This window comes from Krasilnikovia cinnamomea (assembly GCF_004217545.1).
GTDB classification, from domain to species: Bacteria; Actinomycetota; Actinomycetes; order Mycobacteriales; family Micromonosporaceae; genus Actinoplanes; species Actinoplanes cinnamomeus.
Genome location: NZ_SHKY01000001.1, coordinates 3,487,536 through 3,504,585, shown reverse-complemented (window position 1 = coordinate 3,504,585; position 17,050 = coordinate 3,487,536). Strand labels below are relative to the sequence as shown.

Annotated in this window: 13 protein-coding genes and 11 tRNA genes; 15 read left to right on the top strand and 9 right to left on the bottom strand. The window is 70.4% G+C overall.

Annotation, left to right across the window (positions count from 1 at the left end; genetic code table 11):
* Position 1: 1 nt before the first annotated feature.
* Genes EV385_RS15855 through EV385_RS15845 form a run of 3 tightly spaced genes read right to left on the bottom strand, consistent with a single transcriptional unit; the run spans position 2 to position 2,931 of the window.
* Positions 2–433, bottom strand: a complete 432-nt coding sequence (locus EV385_RS15855) for a nuclear transport factor 2 family protein (RefSeq protein ID WP_130510148.1) — start codon at positions 431–433, stop codon at positions 2–4.
* 12 nt (positions 434–445) lie between these two features.
* Complete coding sequence (locus EV385_RS15850) at positions 446–2,065, bottom strand: thiamine pyrophosphate-binding protein (protein WP_207229844.1); 1,620 nt, start codon at positions 2,063–2,065, stop codon at positions 446–448.
* Between the two features lie 38 nt (positions 2,066–2,103).
* The gene (locus EV385_RS15845) at positions 2,104–2,931 is read right to left on the bottom strand and encodes a type 1 glutamine amidotransferase domain-containing protein (protein WP_130510146.1); all 828 of its coding nucleotides are present in this window, start codon (positions 2,929–2,931) and stop codon (positions 2,104–2,106) included.
* A gap of 330 nt (positions 2,932–3,261) precedes the next feature.
* Between EV385_RS15845 and EV385_RS15840 the strand changes: the two genes are divergently transcribed.
* On the top strand, positions 3,262–4,431 hold the full coding sequence (locus tag EV385_RS15840) for a low temperature requirement protein A (protein WP_165449498.1): 1,170 nt from the start codon (positions 3,262–3,264) through the stop codon (positions 4,429–4,431).
* 85 nt (positions 4,432–4,516) lie between these two features.
* Here the strand turns inward: EV385_RS15840 and EV385_RS15835 are convergent, their stop codons facing one another.
* The 4 genes from EV385_RS15835 to EV385_RS15820 all read right to left on the bottom strand — a co-directional run bounded on the left by EV385_RS15835 (position 4,517) and on the right by EV385_RS15820 (position 9,443).
* Positions 4,517–4,951, bottom strand: a complete 435-nt coding sequence (locus tag EV385_RS15835) for a hypothetical protein (protein WP_130510144.1) — start codon at positions 4,949–4,951, stop codon at positions 4,517–4,519.
* Between the two features lie 84 nt (positions 4,952–5,035).
* The gene (locus EV385_RS15830; RefSeq protein WP_130510143.1) at positions 5,036–7,177 is read right to left on the bottom strand and encodes a 3-hydroxyacyl-CoA dehydrogenase NAD-binding domain-containing protein; all 2,142 of its coding nucleotides are present in this window, start codon (positions 7,175–7,177) and stop codon (positions 5,036–5,038) included.
* A gap of 13 nt (positions 7,178–7,190) precedes the next feature.
* Positions 7,191–8,393 carry an acetyl-CoA C-acetyltransferase gene (locus EV385_RS15825; RefSeq protein ID WP_130510142.1) on the bottom strand — a complete coding sequence of 401 codons (1,203 nt, stop codon included), beginning with the start codon at positions 8,391–8,393 and terminating at the stop codon, positions 7,191–7,193.
* Positions 8,394–8,441: 48 nt separating this feature from the next.
* Positions 8,442–9,443, bottom strand: a complete 1,002-nt coding sequence (locus EV385_RS15820; RefSeq protein WP_130510141.1) for an AraC family transcriptional regulator — start codon at positions 9,441–9,443, stop codon at positions 8,442–8,444.
* An 83-nt stretch (positions 9,444–9,526) separates the two neighbouring features.
* Here EV385_RS15820 and EV385_RS15815 point away from each other — a divergent pair, with 83 nt between their 5' ends.
* On the top strand, positions 9,527–10,663 hold the full coding sequence (locus tag EV385_RS15815; protein WP_130510140.1) for an acyl-CoA dehydrogenase family protein: 1,137 nt from the start codon (positions 9,527–9,529) through the stop codon (positions 10,661–10,663).
* A 184-nt stretch (positions 10,664–10,847) separates the two neighbouring features.
* Complete coding sequence (locus tag EV385_RS15810; RefSeq protein WP_130510139.1) at positions 10,848–11,435, top strand: hypothetical protein; 588 nt, start codon at positions 10,848–10,850, stop codon at positions 11,433–11,435.
* Positions 11,436–11,490: 55 nt separating this feature from the next.
* Here the strand turns inward: EV385_RS15810 and EV385_RS15805 are convergent, their stop codons facing one another.
* On the bottom strand, positions 11,491–12,531 hold the full coding sequence (locus EV385_RS15805; protein ID WP_130510138.1) for a chymotrypsin family serine protease: 1,041 nt from the start codon (positions 12,529–12,531) through the stop codon (positions 11,491–11,493).
* A 621-nt stretch (positions 12,532–13,152) separates the two neighbouring features.
* Between EV385_RS15805 and mptB the strand changes: the two genes are divergently transcribed.
* From mptB to EV385_RS15745, 12 genes are all read left to right on the top strand, one after another.
* Positions 13,153–14,784, top strand: coding sequence for a polyprenol phosphomannose-dependent alpha 1,6 mannosyltransferase MptB (mptB, locus tag EV385_RS15800; RefSeq protein WP_130510137.1), 1,632 nt, complete (start codon positions 13,153–13,155; stop codon positions 14,782–14,784).
* A 179-nt stretch (positions 14,785–14,963) separates the two neighbouring features.
* Positions 14,964–15,036: transfer RNA gene (locus tag EV385_RS15795), tRNA-Glu, on the top strand.
* Between the two features lie 21 nt (positions 15,037–15,057).
* Positions 15,058–15,131 (top strand) — tRNA-Gly (locus tag EV385_RS15790).
* Positions 15,132–15,164: 33 nt separating this feature from the next.
* Positions 15,165–15,236, top strand: a tRNA-Gln gene (locus EV385_RS15785).
* Between the two features lie 67 nt (positions 15,237–15,303).
* Positions 15,304–15,379, top strand: a tRNA-Leu gene (locus EV385_RS15780).
* Positions 15,380–15,384: 5 nt separating this feature from the next.
* Positions 15,385–15,457: transfer RNA gene (locus tag EV385_RS15775), tRNA-Ala, on the top strand.
* A gap of 28 nt (positions 15,458–15,485) precedes the next feature.
* Positions 15,486–15,559 (top strand) — tRNA-Ile (locus EV385_RS15770).
* Positions 15,560–15,564: 5 nt separating this feature from the next.
* Positions 15,565–15,637: transfer RNA gene (locus EV385_RS15765), tRNA-Arg, on the top strand.
* Between the two features lie 34 nt (positions 15,638–15,671).
* Positions 15,672–15,743 (top strand) — tRNA-Val (locus EV385_RS15760).
* A gap of 20 nt (positions 15,744–15,763) precedes the next feature.
* Positions 15,764–15,837, top strand: a tRNA-His gene (locus EV385_RS15755).
* Position 15,838: 1 nt separating this feature from the next.
* Positions 15,839–15,923, top strand: a tRNA-Tyr gene (locus EV385_RS15750).
* A gap of 46 nt (positions 15,924–15,969) precedes the next feature.
* Positions 15,970–16,042 (top strand) — tRNA-Arg (locus EV385_RS15745).
* A 156-nt stretch (positions 16,043–16,198) separates the two neighbouring features.
* Here the strand turns inward: EV385_RS15745 and EV385_RS15740 are convergent.
* Positions 16,199–16,933, bottom strand: a complete 735-nt coding sequence (locus EV385_RS15740) for a ferritin-like domain-containing protein (protein WP_130510136.1) — start codon at positions 16,931–16,933, stop codon at positions 16,199–16,201.
* Between the last annotated feature and the right edge of the window lie 117 nt (positions 16,934–17,050).

Below are 17,050 nucleotides of genomic sequence, written 5' to 3'. Positions count from 1 at the left end.
GTCACAGCGACGCCGAGCCCGGCATGGGCTTGAGTGCGTCGACGATGTACGTCTTGATCTGGGGGGTGCCCCCGGGGCCGGGCACGACCTCCCACGTCTGGTACGCGTCGAACCCGAGCCACTCGCTCTTCGCGGCCGGCGGGTTCCAGATCTTGGCTTGCCAGTTCACGACGACCTTGACCGACGCCCGGTCCGCGACCAGCTCGGAGAAGTCGACCGAGGTGACGGTGTGCACCTCGTCGAAGAACCGGTTGGTCACCGCCTTGTACCACTCGGCGAATCCTTCGTGGCCGCGCGAGGTGCCCTCCGGGAACCGCATCTCCAGGCCGTCGTCGACCAGGTAGGTGAGCGCCTCGGCCAGCTCGACGTGCTGATCGAGCGCCCGGTACCAGTCGGCCACCATGGACCGGATCGCCGCTTCGGTGAATGCCATGGAAGTGTCTCCTCAGTCGCGTACGGTGTCGTCGGTGAGTAGGTCGATGAGGAACGGCCGCCGCGCGGTGAGCAGGCGGTCCACCGCCTCGGCCACCTGGTCGGGCTTGTCGACCCGCATCCCCTCGGCGCCGAACGAGTGCGCCAGCCCGACGAAGTCCACCTCGGGATGGGACAGGTCGAAGGAGCTCGGGTACGGGTGGGCCGAGATGTGCCGCTCGTTCCAGTACTGCGCGATGTTCTTGTTGAGCAGCTCGTACCGGTGGTTGTTGCAGACCACGAACGTGGCGGGCACGTCGTGGCGCACCGCGGTCCACAGCGCCTGGTAGGTGTAGAGGCTGCCGCCGTCGCCGCTGAAGCTGACCACGGTCTTGTCCGGGTGCGCGATCTTCATGCCGACCGCGCCCGGGATGCCGACGCCCAGCGAGCCGCCCCGGGTCAGGAAGTAGTGCCCCGGCAGGCCCGGCTGCAGGTGCTTGACCACGTAGTCGGACGCGGTCAGCGCCTCGTCGAAGACCATCAGGTCCTTCGGTGCCCGCCGGGCCAGCTCGGCCAGGAACGCGTCGATCAGCGTGTCCTCGGCGGGCTGCGCCGCGGCCTTCTCCGCGCGCCGGTCCTCGATCCGGGCCGCCGCGGCCGCGTTCTGGTTCGGCGTACGCAGCCGGTCCAGCACGGTCGCGATCGCGTCCAGGGTCGGCTTCGGGTCGGCGACCAGGCCGAGAGTGACCGGGTGGTTCTTGGCGATCTCGTACGAGTCGAGGTCGACGTGCACGATCGCGGCGTCGCGGCGGAACGGCGTCTGAAGGTCCGGGAAGACCTCGGGGAACACGTACGTCCCGACGATCAGCACCGCGTCGGCGTCGGCCACCGCGGCGCGGCTGACCGGGCCGAACATGTGCCCGATCGCGCCCCGGGTCAGCGGGTGCGCGGCGGGCAGGTGGGCCTCGGACGAGTCCACGAACCACACGTCGGCGCCGAGCTTCTCGGCCACCCGGGCCAGCTCCGGCTCCGCACCGGCCACCGAGACGCCGTCGCCGACCAGGATCACCGGCCGCTGCGCCGGAGCCAGCAGCGCCGCGGCGCGGGCCACCAGGTCGGGGGCGGGCAGCGTCCGGGTGTCCGGGATGACCGTGGGCAGGACGGGCTCGTCGTTGAGCGCGTCCAGCACGTCCATCGGTAGCGCCACGAAGACCGGGCCGCGCGGCGGCGTCATGGCGATCTTGATGGCCCGCCGCAGCACCCGCAGCAGCGAGCGGTGGTCGACCACCCGGGTCGCCCACTTGGTCACCGGCTTGGCCATGGCGACCAGGTCGGCGGCCATCTGCGCGTCCATCGAGTCGTACGCGATGCCCGACTCGCCGGCCACCACGACCAGCGGCGCGTGGCCCCGCTTGGACTGGTACATCATGCCGATGCCGTTGCCCAGCCCGACGCCGCTGTGCAGTTGCAGCACGGCGGGGCCGCCGGTGGCGCGGGCATACCCGTCGGCGATGCCCGCCGCGACCGTCTCCTGCAGGGTCAGGATGTAATGAAAGTCGGGGAATTGTTCCAAGGCGTCGAGGAACCCCTGCTCGACCGTCCCCGGGTTTCCGAACATGTGCGTGATGCCGTCAGCGAGGAACTGCTCGATCATCGCTTCTTTACCGGGCCTGGCCACAATGCACCCCTTTCTTACCAGCCGTAGCGGCGGAGTCCGTCTTCCAGTACCGCGATCATCTTTTCGCCGGTACGGAAAGAGTCGGGCGTGGAACGTCCGGTGACGAACGGGTAGTCCACGACGACCGAGATCTCGTGCCCGAAATTGCCGTGGTACTCGCCGTCCGGACCGGTCGCGTCACGCAGGATGTACTCCAGCGGGTACGGCGGCGGGCCCATGTTGAAGTCGGTGTTGAGGAAGCCCGTGCCGTCCTTGTAGTCGTATTCCTTGCAGTGCCCGGTGACGTGCTTGCCGGCGATGATGCTCTGCCGGTGCTCCCAGTCACGGGCGAACGCTAGGCAGGCGACGCCGTAGCACTCCGCGCCGATCACCTTGCCGCTGCGCAGGAACGCGAGGATCAGGTCGTGCACGCGGCCGTTGTTGGCCAGGTCCACGATCGGGCCGCTGCCGCCGACGATGAGGATCGCGTCGTACTCCGCGATCTGCTCGTCCAGCTTGTCGCCGACCTGCCGGTTGTACGCCTCCAGCTTGCGCAGGTAGTCGTCCTCGCTGGTGTACGGCCGGGTGGGGTACCAGTCGGCGAGGCTGATCGGGTTGTCCAGCCGGGTCGACTCCTCGACCTCGCGGACAAGCTTGGCCACCTCGGCGGAGACGACACTGCGGCCCAGCGGCGGGTCGATGAAGTCCGGGTCGAGGCTGGGCGGAAGAGCATGCGCCCGGCGCCCGTTCGGGGTCGCGAAGACGACGTCGTAACCCCGCTCGTCGAATTGACTCAGCGGGCCGATGAGTTCTTCTCCCCAATACCCGTATTCACTGAGTACGATGAGGACTTTCTTGGTCACGGCGACTCCTTGGTCGACAAGGATCAGTGACGGCGTACTCGTCAGAGTCACCGTCCAGCGCTTTGGATAGCGAAATCCTGCGTGCCGGGGCAGCGGGGCGTCAACGCGAACAATGGGCGGTCGCCGTACGCTGCCGGATTCGAGTGCAGTCTTCGTCAAGTCAGCGGCAATGCTTGCCGGATCGGTCCACACCGGCCGCGCGGCGACGTGCCAGATCCGCCCGCATCGCACACTTCGTCAAGTCGTTGCCGACACTTCGTCGGGTATACGCCACGGCACGACCCTTTTTCGGGTCTCCGCAACCGCCGTCCTGATGCGACAATGGTCGGCATGGCCGAGCCTGAAACCAATCTCACCGAGCCGCGCCGGCCGGTTTCCAGCTTTGAACTCTTCTTCGACCTCGTCTTCGTCTTCTCGCTCACCCGGGTCACCGACCTGATCCTCAGGGATCCCCATGCCGACGGCGTGCTGCGCGGAATGCTCGTCCTGGCCCTGCTGTGGTGGGCCTGGGGTGCCTACGCGTGGCTGACCAACGCGGTCGACACCAACAGCGCCTCCGCCCGAGGGGTGGTCCTGTCCGCGATGGGCGCGTTGCTCGTCGTCGCGGTCGCCGTGCCGGAGGCCTTCGGCGAGAACGCGCTGCCCTTCGCGCTGGCCTATTTCGTCGTCCGCGTGCTGCACCTGGTGTTGTTCGCGGTCGCCGGTGGCGCCAACCGGGCCGCCATCCTGCGCCTCGCGCCCGGCAACCTGGCCGCGTCGATACTGCTCATCATCGGTGTCTTCGTACCGTCGACGGTCCAGCTCATCCTCTGGGGCCTGGCCGTGCTGATCGACTACGGCACCCCGATCATCACCGGCGTCGGTGGCTTCACCGTCCATGCCGGGCACTTCTTCGAGCGGCACGGCCTGTTCATGATCATTGCCCTGGGCGAGTCGGTGGTCGCCGTCGGCGCAGGCGTGCTGTTGACCGGAGCGCACATCACGCCGCTGCTGGCCGCCACGATCCTGCTGTCCGTGGCCGCGATCGGTGGTCTCTGGTGGGCGTACTTCGACTGGGAGGCCGCGCTCAGCGAACGCCAGCTGTCCCGGGCGATCGGTGCCGAGCGCGCCCACCTGGCCCGCGACATGTTCAGCTACCTGCACCTGCCGCTGGTCGCGGGCGTGGTCTTCATCGCGGTCGGGCTGGAGAGCGTGGTGAGCCATCCCACCCACCACATGCACGGCGTCCACGCCATCGGCCTCGGCGGTGGCGCCGCCTTGTTCATGTTCGGCTTGAGCGCGATCAGCGGCCGGCGCGGGCACCGCCCTCGCCTCGATCATCTGGTGGCCGGGCTGTTCTGCCTGCTCCTGATCCCGGTGTCCCTGCTAGTGCCGGGGGTGGTGGCGCTGGTGCTGCTGGTCGGGGTCCTGCTCGTGATCGCCTACATCGACCGCCACCACGGGCGTACCGGCTACGAACCTCGGGCGCGCGCCGCACAGGCCGTCTCCGCCGACGCCTGACCAGCCGGGTCGCCGACCGGGCCGCCAGGATCGTTGAGGAGTTCGGGTCAGGGATCGACCCGAACTCCTCAAGATCTGGCGCAGGTCAGCCGGCCTTGACCTGCACGTTGGTGGTGATGAACTGGGCCGTACCCGGCTTGACCGCCACCGGGTCCGGGACCGGGCCGGTCGGCGTCGGCTGCTGCGCGGGCGTCTGCACGGTGAACCGCACCGTGAACGTCGCGCCCTTCACCAGGATCTTCTTGCCATTCTCGGTCTGCATGGTCTTGTTGGTCGGCAGCAGCGTGATCTCCAGCGTGCCCGTGCCGGGGGTGACGAACGGCGGCGCCGTGTACGTCAACGGCCCCTTCAGCGCGACCGGCAGCTCGTCACCTTCCAGACAGACCGGATTGGTGCCGACCATGACGTTCTTGCTGCTCCCGACGAGCGGGACGGGCGCCGCGAGCTGCGGCACGATCGTCGGCGGCGGGATCGTCACCTTGATCTGGTCGCCAGTGGCGATGATGAAATCAGCCGGCATCTCCGCCTCCCTCGGTTGGCGGTTCGACCGTACCGGTTCCCGGCCCGCCAGTCAGCCCGAGTGCATCCCGCCAAGCCTGCAGAATCAGAAGCTCTGGTTGCGGGTGGCCATGTCACGCAGCAGGGCGGGTGGGCGGAACCGCTCGCCGTACGTGTCGGCGAGGTGGTCGGCCCGCTCGACGAACGCGGCAACCCCGCAGGAGTTGATGAACTGCAGCGTGCCGCCCGTCCACGGGGCGAAACCGATGCCCAGGATCGACCCGAGGTTGGCGTCGGCGGCCGAGGTCAGCACCCCCTCGCCGAAGATCCGGGCGGTCTCGACGGCCTGGATGAACAGCAGCCGGTCCCGCACGTCACGCTCGGAGACACCCGGGTCGTCGGTGGTCCACCGCTCGACCAGGCCGGGCCACAAGCGCTTGCGGCCGCCGGCCGGGTAGTCGTAGAAGCCCGCGCCCGCCGCCTTCCCGGTCCGCCCGTACTCCGAGATCATCGTGTCGAGCACGGCGTACGCCGGGTGCTCAGGCGCAGCGGCGGCGCCCGGCTGGGCGGCCAGGTCCGCGAGGGCCTGCTGGCGGATCCGCATCGCCAGGGTCAGGGTGACCTCGTCGCAGACGGCCAGCGGGCCGACCGCCATGCCGGCCTTGCGCGCCACGTTCTCCACGAGCGCCGGATGCACCCCCTCGGCCAGCAGCGCGATGCCCTCGGTGAGATAGGTGCCGAACGTACGGGAGGTGTAGAAGCCGCGGCTGTCGTTGACGACGATCGGCGTCTTGCCGATCTGCCGTACGAAATCGAAGGCGCGGGCCAGCGTCTCCGCCGAGGTCTTCTCGCCGCGGATGATCTCCACGAGCGGCATCCGGTGCACCGGCGAGAAGAAGTGCAGGCCGATGAAGCGCGCCGGATCGGGCACCGCCTCGGCAAGCCCCGTGATGGGCAGCGTGGAGGTGTTGGAAGCGATCACCGCGTCCGGCCGGGCGGCGGCCTCGGCGGCGGCCAGCACCGTGTTCTTGAGCTGCCGGTCCTCGAAGACCGCCTCGATGATCAGGTCGCAGCCGGTCAGCTCGGTGTCCGAGGCGGTCGCGGTGACCCGGGCCAGGGTCTCGGCGCGCCGCTCCGGTGACATCCGGCCCGCGCCGACCCGCTCGTCCAGCAGCGCGGCGACCTTCGCCCTGCCCGCCTCGGCCGCCTCCGCGCTGACGTCCTTCAGCACCGCCTCGATGCCGGCCGTCGCGGCGGCGTACCCGATGCCCGCGCCCATCATCCCGGCGCCGAGGACCCCGACGCGCGCGACGGCCTGGCGGGGAACCCCGGCCGGGCGGGAACCGCCCGCCTCCAGCGCGTTGCGCTGGAACCAGAACGTCGTGATCATGTTCTTGGCCACCTGGCCGGTGACCAGCTCGACCAGGTAGCGGCTCTCCACCGCGAGGGCGGTGTCGACGTCCACCATCGCGCCCTCGACCGCCGCGGCGAGGATCTTCTCCGGCGCCGGGTAGCAGCCGTGCGTCTTCTTGCGCAGCATCGCGGGGGCCGCCGCCAGCAGCGGGTAGCTGGCGGGGTCGAGCGGCCGCAGGTCCGCCACCCGGTGGCCCGGGACGTCCCACGGCTGGACGACGGCCGGGTTGGCCAGCACCCACGCCCGCGCCTTGGCCAGCAGGTCGGCACGGTCGGCGGCCAGCTCGTGGATCCAGCCGACCGCGAGCGCCTCGGCCGGGCGCAGTCGCTTGCCCTCGGTGAGCAGCGGCAACGCCGCCTGCACGCCGAGCAGCCGGACGCTGCGGGTGACGCCGCCGGCGCCCGGCAGCAGCCCCAGGGTGACCTCCGGCAGACCGAGGCGGATCGTGTCGTCGTCGAGGCAGATCCGGCGGTGACAGGCGAGGGCGATCTCGAAGCCGCCGCCGAGGGCGCTGCCGTTGAGGGCCGCGACGACCGGCCGGCCCAGCCGCTCCAGGCGCCGGAACTGGTCCTTGACCGCCGCCAGCGCGGCGGCGAACTCACCGGCGTTGTCGTCGGTGACCGCGACCAGTTCGGTCAGGTCGGCACCGGCGAAGAAGGTCTTCTTGCCGGAGGTGATCACGACGCCGGTGACCGACTCGCGCTCGGCCTCCAGCCGGGTCACCGCCGCGGCCATCGCGGCGCGGTAGTCGGCGTTCATCACGTTGGCGGAGCCGGGCAGGTCGATGGTGAGGGTGACGATGCCGTCGCCGTCGCGCTCGAAGCGGATGCTCATCAGTCGTACTCCCTCAGATCCGCTCGATGATGGTGGCGACGCCCATGCCGCCGCCGACGCAGAGGGTGGCCAGGCCACGGCGCAGGTCGCGGCGTTCCAGCTCGTCCAGCAGGGTGCCGAGGATCATGCAGCCGGTGGCGCCCAGCGGATGGCCCAAGGCGATGGCGCCGCCGTTGACGTTGACCTTCTCGTCGGGCAGGTCCAGGTCACGCTGGAACCGCAGGACCACACCGGCGAACGCCTCGTTGATCTCGTACAGGTCGATGTCGGCCGTGGTGAGGCCGGCCCGGTCCAGCGCCTTGCGGGTGGCGGGCACGGGGCCGGTGAGCATGATGGTCGGTTCCGTGCCGACGGCCGCGGTGGTGACGATCCGGGCGCGCGGGACCAGACCCAGCGCCCGGCCGGCGCGTTCGCTGCCGATCAGCATCGCTGCCGCGCCGTCCACGATCTGCGACGAGTTGCCCGCGGTGTGCACGTGGTCGATCCGCTCGACCTCGGGATAGCGGTCGATCGCGATCGCGTCGTAGCCGAGGCCGCCGGGGGTGGCGAAGCTGGGCTTCAACCCGGCGAGGGTCTCCACGGTGGTGCCCGGCCGGATCGTCTCGTCCTCGGCCAGCACGAGCAGGCCGTTCTGGTCGGTGACCGGCACGATCGAGCGGGCGAAATAGCCCTTCTCGCGCGCCTCGGTCGCCCGCGCGTGCGAGCGCACGGCGACAGCGTCGACATCGGTACGGCTGAAGCCCGCCAACGTGGCGATCAGGTCGGCGCTGACCCCCTGCGGCACGAAATGCGTCGCGAAACTGGTCGCCGGGTCGGTGATCCAGGCCCCGCCGTCCGAGCCCATCGGCACCCGGGACATGGACTCCACGCCACCGGCGACCACCAGGTCCTCGAAGCCGGCGGCGACCTTCGCGGCCGCCACGTTCACCGCCTCCAGCCCGGAGGCGCAGAACCGGTTGAGCTGCACGCCCGCCGGGCGGATGTCCCAGTCGGCGACCAGCACCGCCGTACGGGCGATGTCCGCGCCCTGCTCCCCGACCGGGGAGACGACCCCGAGGACCACATCGTCCACCGCGGAGGTGTCCAGGTCGTTGCGCTCGGCGAGGGCGCGCAGCATCCCGGCGGCGAGCGTCACCGGCTTGACGCCGTGCAGCGCGCCTCGCTTGCCCTTGCCGCGTGGGGTGCGCACCGCGTCGAAGATCAGTGCCTCGGTCATGGGTGCACGGTATGGCCGTTGGCCCGTCCGCTCCCATGACCGGGATGCTCAGACTGGTTGACCCGGTTGGTAGGCGCGCGGCGTCGACCCCGTCCAGCGTTTGAACGCCCGGTGGAAGGCGCTCGGCTCGGAGAAGCCGAGGCGCGCCGAGAGCTGCTCGATGGAGATCTGCCCGCCCGCCAGCGCGGCCACCGCCACGTCCCGGCGCAGCTGGTCGCGTACCTGCTGGAAGGAGGTGCCCTCGGCGGCGAGCTGGCGGCGCAGCGTCTGCGGGCTGACCGAGAGCCGGGCGGCCACCTCGTCCAGGCTGGGCAGCCGGTCGGGCAGTCCCCGGCTCAGCAGGCGGCGTACCCGGGCGGCGGCCGTGCTGCCGTAGTCGATGCGGGCCAGTACGTCGGCCGGGGCGCGGCGCAGGAAGTTCCGCAGCCCGGCCTCGTCCTGCAGCACCGGCTGATCCAGCAGGGCGGCGTCGAAGACCGCGGCGGTACGTTCGGCCCCGAAGACGGCCGGGGCGCCGAACAGCAGGTCGTACTCCATTACGTGCGGCGGGGTCGGGTACGCGAACTCGACGCGGCGCAGCTTGATCCGGCGCCGGATCAGCCACCCGGCGAAGCGGTGCCACACCACGAGGGGAGCCTCGGTCAGGAAGTGGTCCGGATCGTCGAATCCGGCCTCGAGGCTCATCGACGCGTCGTCGCCCGATTCGGCGAGGTGCATCCGGGGGCCGTGCGGGAACAGCCGGTAGAAGTCCGCGCTGCGGCGCAGCGCGGACCGCAGGTCGGGGCAGTGCACCACCGCGTGGCACATCATCGCGAACGTGCCGACCTTGCTGGGCGCGGGCGCCAGGCCCAGCAGCTCGTCGTCGAGGCGGTCCCAGAGCAGCTTCGTGAGCCGGGCGAACTGGTCGGTCGAGACCCGGGCGCGCTCCAGGTCCAGCAGCTCGGGCGGTATCCCGGCCTGCTCCAGCAGCGCGGTGGTGTCCAGGCCACGGCGCCCGGCGCCGAGCAGCGCCACGCGCACGTAGTGGATGGCCACCGAACGGGTCAGCATGCCCGCGCCGGCCCGGTCCGGTCAGGATCTGTGAGCGGTGGGGTCATGACTTCGGATCGTACGGCGGCCCTACGGTCGGCCTCATGATTCGCGGTGACTTCTACGACACCGAACATGAGGCGTACCGGGCGGCGTGGCAAAGCTTCGTCGAACGCGAGGTGCGGCCCCGGCAACCGGACTGGGAGCAGGCGGGGATCGTCGACAAGGAGACCTGGCGGCTGGCGGGCAAGCAGAATCTGCTGTGCCCGTGGGCCGATCCGGAGTTCGGCGGGCTGGGCCTCACCGACCTGCGTTACGAGCAGATCGCGATCGAGGAACTGGCCCGGGTCGGCGAATCCGGTTTCGCGGTGCCGCTGCACTCCGGCGTGGTCGCGCCGTACCTGGCGGAGTTCGGGTCGGTGGAGCAGAAGCAGCGCCTGCTCACCGGGGCGGTCTCCGGCGAGCGGGTGCTGGCGCTGGCGATCACCGAGCCCGGCGCGGGCTCCGATGTGGCCGGTGTGCGTACCCGGGCGGTGGCCGACGGCGACGAGTGGGTGCTCAACGGCGCGAAGACGTTCATCTCGAGCGGGGTCAACGCGGACACGGTGGTGGTGGCGGCGCGTACCGGTGAGGGCCACCAGCTCGGACTGTTCCTCGTGCACACCGGCATGCCCGGGTTCAGCCGGGGCCGCAAGCTCGACAAGCTGGGGCTGCGTACGCAGGACACCGCCGAGCTGTTCTTCGACGACGTCCGGCTGACGGGCGCGGACGTGCTGGGCGATCCGGCCCAGGGCTTCTCGATGCTGATGAACCAGTTCGCGCTGGAACGGCTGATCGTCGCCATCGGCGGGGTCGCGGCGGCCGAGGCCGCGCTGGCCGAGACGGTGCGCTACGCCCGGGAGCGGACGGCGTTCGGCCGCACGCTCACCCAGTTCCAGGACACCCGGTTCCGGCTGGCCGCGATGCGCGCCGAGATCTCGTCGGCGCAGGCGTTCGTGGACCGCTGCGTGCTGGCGTACAACGACGACCGGCTCACGGCGGACGAGGCGGCCCAGGCCAAGCTCGTGGCCACCGAGACGCAGGGCCGGGTGGTGGACGACTGCCTGCAGATGTTCGGCGGCTACGGCTACATGTGGGAGTACCCGATCTGCCGCATGTACGCCGACGCCCGCATCCAGCGGATCTACGGCGGCACCTCCGAGATCATGAAGGAGATCATCAGCCGGTCGATGGACCTCTGACCGGAATCGGATCGCGCCCTCGTGGGCCGACCTGGTGGTTTGTGCCTCTCTGAAGGCTCCTGCTCCCAACGGGCGACCCGACAAAACCGGCGGAACCACCACGGTTCCGGGTGCGTCGAACCCTGCGTACGTGACACTACGGAGGGGGATCGTCATGGGGCGTTACCGGTCAAACCTTGTCTGTGTGGTGCCGTTGTGCGCACTCGTCGTCGCCACCATCGGTGGCTGCGGCGGCACACCCGCCAGCACGGCACAGCCCGCGGCGCCCGTGCCCGGAGTCTCCCCGCCCGGTGCCGCACCACCGGAGGCCGCCCGGAAGGAACAGACAGCCGTGGACCCCGTACCCGAACCGAACAACACCGCACCGCGCTGCGGACAGCCGGTGCGGGCACCGGCGGCCGGACCGCTGACGCTGACCGGCCGGTTCCCCGCCACCGTCGCGCCCGGCGCACCGACCGTGGCGGGCACCGTCGAAGTCACCAGCCACGCGGCCGTCCACGGTGTCGGCGCTCCCCGCGCCGAGGTGTTTCTGGTGGTGAACGGTCGCGTCGCCACCGAGCCGATGCCGCAGGACGCCGTCGGTGTCCGCTGGGACCTCGCCGCGGGCCAGAGCAAGAAGGTGCCCGCCGAAGGGATGCTGACCTCCTGCGAACCGGGCGGCGACCGGCTGACCCCCGGCACCTACGAGCTGTACGCCCGGGTGGCGGTCACACCGGACGACGGAGCCCCGGTCACCGCGCAGGGCGGCCCCTGGCCACTGGAACTGGGCTGACGCGAACGGGCCGGGAACCACGCGGTTCCCGGCCCGTCCGTGCGTGCGGTTCAGATCAGCTGGTCACAACGCTCACGCCCATGCGGGACGAGACCACGGTGTACGGCTCCACGTACCCGGTGGTGCTGCTGGCCGCGATGAAGTGGCCGCGGATCCAGGCGTTGCCCGAGGTGTCCTTCGCGTAGAACGGGCTACCCGAGTCGCCGGGCTGGCCGATGACGCCACCGGTGTAGACGATGACGGGCGACTTGCAGCCGGTCTGGGTGCAGACCTGACCGTTGACGCTGGTGGCCGTGTGACCGCAGGTCTCACCGGTGGTCCGGCCACTCTGGCAGTAGGCGTTGTATCCGACGTAGGCCGGACCGGCCGCCACGACGCGGGTGCTGGTGGAGCTGTTGACGCCGCCCGTGAAGATCCGGCCCGCGTACGACGAGCCACCGATCAGCTCGGCGTCGTACGCCTCACCGGTGACGGTGGGCAGGTGACGGTTCGAGACCGTGCCGTACACCCGGGCGCGCGACTCGGTCAGCACGGTGGCGCCGGTGGCGAAACAGTGCCCGGCGGTCATCATGAACACCGTGCCGGCGCCGTTGCGCACCGCGTAGCCGGAAGAACAGATGCCGCCGCCGCTGGTGATGCCGCCGCCGCCGTAGTACGCCGGAACGTCGTCACGCCGGCTGAAGGAGTCCCGGACCGCCGAGCGGTTGACCTTGAGCGTGCCGGCGGCCTCCCGCGCGGCGAGCGTCGCCCCCGACAGGTTGGTCAGCGAGGCCAACACCGTGTCCGGGGCGTTGGTATCCACCACGATCCGGCCGGTGTTGGCGTCGATGTAGCTGCCGAACGTGTACTTGCCCTTGTTGGCGGCGGCGTAGCGGGCGATCCGGCCCTGGAGTGCGGCCAGTTCCGCCGTGGTGGCGGCCGACGCGGCCACCTTCGCCTTCGCCGCGCGGTCCGGCGACAACGACGCGTCCACCCGCGCCCCGGGCTTGACCGGAACCTTGCCATCGCTCGCCTGCGCCGGTACCGCGCTCAACGTCATCAGGGCTGCGGTCGCGGCAACGACCGCTCCGACGAGTGCCCTCTTCGTACTAGGCATCTGGATCCCTTCCCCACGCACACCCACGGCCCGTTGCCGTGGCACCCCTCTGAAGAGACGGCGGGCCCGGGATACGTACCGGTGGAGGGCGGAAGTTTTGATAACCCGCTGTAAGAGAGCCGACAGTAACCATCACCGACTCACGCCATCTACCTGCGAATACATAGATCAGGGCAACTTGCGGCTGCGCGCGACAGTCACTCTTCGTAGCTGGCTCAGCGGCCCCGCCTCCGCCGTCGCGCTCGGGTCCGCCGGAGCTCGCATCACCGTACGTGACAGTTGATCACGAGGCGTGACGGCGGCGGACCCGCCGCGCAGACGCGCATCCGGCGACAAGGGAGCAGGTGAGCCGGGTGCGCCGTCGGCCGAAAGGCAGATGCCGGAGCCCGGCGATGTCCGTCTGCCGGACCATCCGGCGCCCGCCCGGGGAAGGAGGCGCGCGTTGCGTCCGGCCGACATGATCAGTGGGCCGATGAGCGGCGTGTGTGTACATGAGGGGGACATGTGGCTGTCATGGGGACCGCGGTCCTGCACCGCCCCGCGCCACCGGTAACCCGCACCGGGTCCGCCGTCGGCCGACTTCACGGTGTCGCGGGCGCAACTGCCGCCGTTACGGTCACCGTGGCCACCTCCGGCCTGTTCGTCCCGTCGGCCATCGTGGTCGCGACGACCCTCGTCGCCATGGGCGTTCTGGTGCTCACCTGGCTCACCCTTCGCCCCCACGTCGCCGCCCTGACGAATGCCCGAACGTACGGCATCGCCGCGGCCTGGGCCCTGCCGCTGGTGGTGGCACGACCGTTGTTCAGCGGCGACGTGTGGAGCTACCTGGCCCAGGGGCTGACGGCGGCCGGCGGACTGGACCCGTACCGGCTCGGACCGGCGCAGGCGCTCGGATCGGCCTCAGTGGTCACCCAACACGTCAGCCACTACTGGGTCGGCACCCCGGCACCGTACGGTCCGGCCTGGCTGACGATGTCCCGGGCGGTGGCACTGGTCGCCGGTGACCGGCTGACCGCGAGCGTGTTGCTCTACCGGCTGCTCGCCCTCGCCGGGGTGGTGCTGATCGCCTGGGCGCTGCCGCGACTCGCCCGCCGGGTCGGCGCGTCGCCGACGGGCGCGCTGTGGTTGGGCCTGCTCAACCCGTTGGTGCTCTGGCATCTGGTGGCCGGGGCGCACAACGACGCGATCATGCTGGGCCTGATGCTCGCCGGCATGGAACTCGCCCTCGCGGGCCTGTCGGGCGCCGCGATGCCCGGCTGGCTGCGGTTCGCGGCCGGGGCGGCGGGCTGGCTGCGGTTCGCGGGCGGGGCGGCGGGCTGGCTGCGGTTCGCAGCCGGGGCGGCGCTGCTGACGGTCGCCGCCAACATCAAGGTGGTGGCGGCCGCCGCCGTGTGCTGCCTGGCCGCCGCCATCGCCCGCCGGCATCCCCGAGCGGCCGTCGCGCTGCTGGCGGGCGCCGCCGCCGGCACCGTGCTCCTGTCGACCGTCGCCGGGTTCGGCTGGCTGCCCGCACTGCGCGGCAGCACGACGGTCTACAGCTGGATGGCCCCCACTACGGCGATCGGGCTGCTGATCGGAGTGGTCGTGGGAACGCACGTCACGGCCACCGCCGTCGCCATCGCGAACGTCGTCGGCGCCGTGATCTGCGCCCCGGTCGTGGTGCGACTGCTGGCGGCCGTGTATCGCGGGCGGATCGACCCGCTGCGGGGTCTGGGCCTGATCTTCGTGGCCGCGGTGCTGTGCGGCCCGGTCGTGCAGCCGTGGTACCTGCTGTGGGCGGTACTCCCGCTGGCCGCGTCCGCGCGGGGTCGCCGGGAACGCTCAGCGGTGGCGGCGGTCAGCGCCGTGGTGGCGATGCTCGTGCCGCCGTTCGCCAGCGGGGTGGCCGCGCTCGTCGTCGGCTATCTGATCGCCGCCGCGGTACTCGGCGCCGCGCTTCTGACGCTCGGCCAGTGGCCTGAGTGGACCGACGGAATGATTCGGATCGGCGGCCGGCAACGGGGTGTCCGTGACCACATCCGGAGAGGTACTTCGAAAATTCCGTTGCCTCAGGCGCGCATATTGCCTACTCTCTTTTTCACCAGCAAGACCAACTTCCGGAACGGCAAGGAGCCTTCGATGTCGTGGTATCCCTCGATTGATCTGCAGCGCGCGGCGCTGCGGGACGAGGTCGCCATGCCGTTGGGCGGGCGACCTGCCATCCAGCATGAGAACCAGCGGTCCGACCTGGGATCAGGGCGCTATCGACGCTGAGCCACAGCGTTCAGCCGCCGCCCTCCCAGCCGGGACCGGGCGGCTTTTCTTTTCCCATTCTTCGTACGGGCGCAGCTCAATTCGGTCTCCAATTCGATTCTGGCGGCCCAAGTGTCACCCCGGCTCGCCGGTGGTAACGATTCTTGAGAATTCCACAGTGGATGGCATTACGCGTTCCTGGGCCGTTGGAGTAGCGGTCATCTCGCCTGACTCTCGATCAGGAGATCACGGGTTCGAATCCCGTACGGCCTACTCGCGCCCCCGGGCGCGCTCGCGGTACTCGCCCAACCGGTAGGGCACCTGCCTTCCAAGCAGGCGTAGACGGGGTTCGAGTCCCCGGTACCGCTCGTTGCGTGCGGCCCTGTCGCGGGCCCGCACGATGGGAGTTGATGTAACCGGCAGCATGGTTGCCTCTGAAGCAGCTCGACCAGGTTCGAATCCTGGGCTCCCAGCTTCGCCCGCACACCACGCGGGAGCGGCACGTCGCCGCTGCGGATCCCGGATCCGCCGAACTTCCCCGCCCGGCTGGGCAAACTGGCAAAGCCGCCGCACTCAGAATGCGGAGATTCTCGGGGTTCGACTCCCCGGCCGGGTACTCAAGGGCTCGTAGCTCATCTGGTAGAGCGCCGCTCTCGCACAGCGGAGGTGGCCGGTTCGACTCCGGCCGGGTCCACTCCGTCGAGTTCTGCTTCTTCGTACTTCCCGCCGCGGCCTGCGTGGTAGAGGCGCCTCGCTGATATCGAGGAGACAGCAGGTTCGACTCCTGCCGGCGGGACTCAAGCCCTGGTGGCGCAGTGGACAGCGCACCTGACTACGAATCAGGGGGGCGCAGGTTCGAATCCTGCCCAGGGCACTGCGGGGTGGAGGAGTTCGGCTCAGCCTGTCCCGCCCGTATAGCTCAGCGGGAGAGCGCCGCCCTTACAAGGCGGATGTCCCAGGTTCGAATCCTGGTACGGGTACTGGCCTTCGGGCCCGAAGTGTGGCTGTAGCTCAGTGGCAGAGCGCCAGGATGTGACCCTGGAGGCGCCGGTTCAACTCCGGCCAGTCACCCCAGGCGGGCGCGCCGACGTGGGAGAGTCGGGGCCGGCTGTAACCCGGTCGCATGTGCTGAGGGGGTTCGAATCCCTCCGCCCGCACCACCATCACCCCGCCGCCGCACCCGCGAATGTCGGGTGCGGCGGCCCCGCCCTCGTAGCTCAGCGGACAGAGCACCGGGTTCCGAACCCGGGGGCCGCTGGTTCGATTCCAGCCGGGGGTACTCGAAATCGGCCTGCCCTGGTCCGTTCAGGCGCCGCGATGCCATCCGCTGTGGAACTCCGCAGACAGGCGTGGGAGCCTGCCGTCTCTCATAAGGACGGGTGTCCGGTTCAAGTCCGGGGTCTGCGACGACGTCCGGCGTCGCGCGGCGACCACGTCAACCCGCTTGCCGCACGGCATCCCGGACCGGTGCCGGCCGGTCGCCCAACACCGCCGCCACCACCGGCCGGAACAAGCCGAGCACATCGGCCACGAATCTCCTGGGCGACAGGTGAAGCCGACGCAACGCACCGGCGTGATCCACCGCGACCACCAGTGTGGCGCCGAGCATGAGCAGCCACCATCCGCCCGCCACCATGGCGCGGACCCCCCGCGGCAGCCGGACGAAACCGTGTCGCAGGCGCGCGACGTGGAACGGCACATGTCGCTGTTCATCGGCGAGGATCCGTCCGGCCACCTCACTGAGCAGTGGGTCCGGCGCGCCGTCGCGCAGGGCGCGGTAGTACCGCAGCGCGACGACCTCCGCCACCATCAGCGTCATCAGCTCCAGCCGCAGACCGAACGCCCGACGCACCACCACGAACACCGTGTCGGTCCAATGCCCCGCGAGCGTCGCCGCTCCCGCCTCGCCCAGCACCCGTTCCAGCAGCCTGGCGTGGCGCTGCTCCTCGGCCACGAACATCCGGATCGCGGCCAGGTAGTCCGCGTCGCCGGCCCGGGCGCTCTTGGCGATGAGGCTGGCACCGTCCCCGTCCTCGCCGGCCTGGAACCGTTGCAGGCTTGCGATCAGGGCCGCCGGTAGCGGCCCACCCGTACCCCAGGCCGGTTCAGGGGTACGGCCGCGGTCGACCACCGCGTCCTCGAACTCATGTAGCCAGTACGCGAAATCCATGGTCAGCCTCCCAGCGTCGGCAGCCAGCCTGCCCGGTGACCGTGGACCCCGGAACCGGATTCACGGCACCTCCACGACATCTCCGCAGAGATTCTGAGAGCACTGCTCTTGACTCAG

Excerpts from the sequence above, each read along its gene's own strand:
- EV385_RS15740 (WP_130510136.1), bottom strand. The coding sequence starts at position 16,933 with ATGGATTTCGCGTACTGGCTACATGAGTTCGAGGACGCGGTGGTCGAC.
- EV385_RS15850 (WP_207229844.1), bottom strand. The coding sequence starts at position 2,065 with ATGATCGAGCAGTTCCTCGCTGACGGCATCACGCACATGTTCGGAAAC.
- EV385_RS15835 (WP_130510144.1), bottom strand. The coding sequence starts at position 4,951 with ATGCCGGCTGATTTCATCATCGCCACTGGCGACCAGATCAAGGTGACG.
- EV385_RS15820 (WP_130510141.1), bottom strand. The coding sequence starts at position 9,443 with ATGCTGACCCGTTCGGTGGCCATCCACTACGTGCGCGTGGCGCTGCTC.
- EV385_RS15840 (WP_165449498.1), top strand. The coding sequence starts at position 3,262 with ATGGCCGAGCCTGAAACCAATCTCACCGAGCCGCGCCGGCCGGTTTCC.
- EV385_RS15815 (WP_130510140.1), top strand. The coding sequence starts at position 9,527 with ATGATTCGCGGTGACTTCTACGACACCGAACATGAGGCGTACCGGGCG.
- EV385_RS15855 (WP_130510148.1), bottom strand. The coding sequence starts at position 433 with ATGGCATTCACCGAAGCGGCGATCCGGTCCATGGTGGCCGACTGGTAC.
- EV385_RS15825 (WP_130510142.1), bottom strand. The coding sequence starts at position 8,393 with ATGACCGAGGCACTGATCTTCGACGCGGTGCGCACCCCACGCGGCAAG.
- EV385_RS15805 (WP_130510138.1), bottom strand. The coding sequence starts at position 12,531 with ATGCCTAGTACGAAGAGGGCACTCGTCGGAGCGGTCGTTGCCGCGACC.
- EV385_RS15830 (WP_130510143.1), bottom strand. The coding sequence starts at position 7,177 with ATGAGCATCCGCTTCGAGCGCGACGGCGACGGCATCGTCACCCTCACC.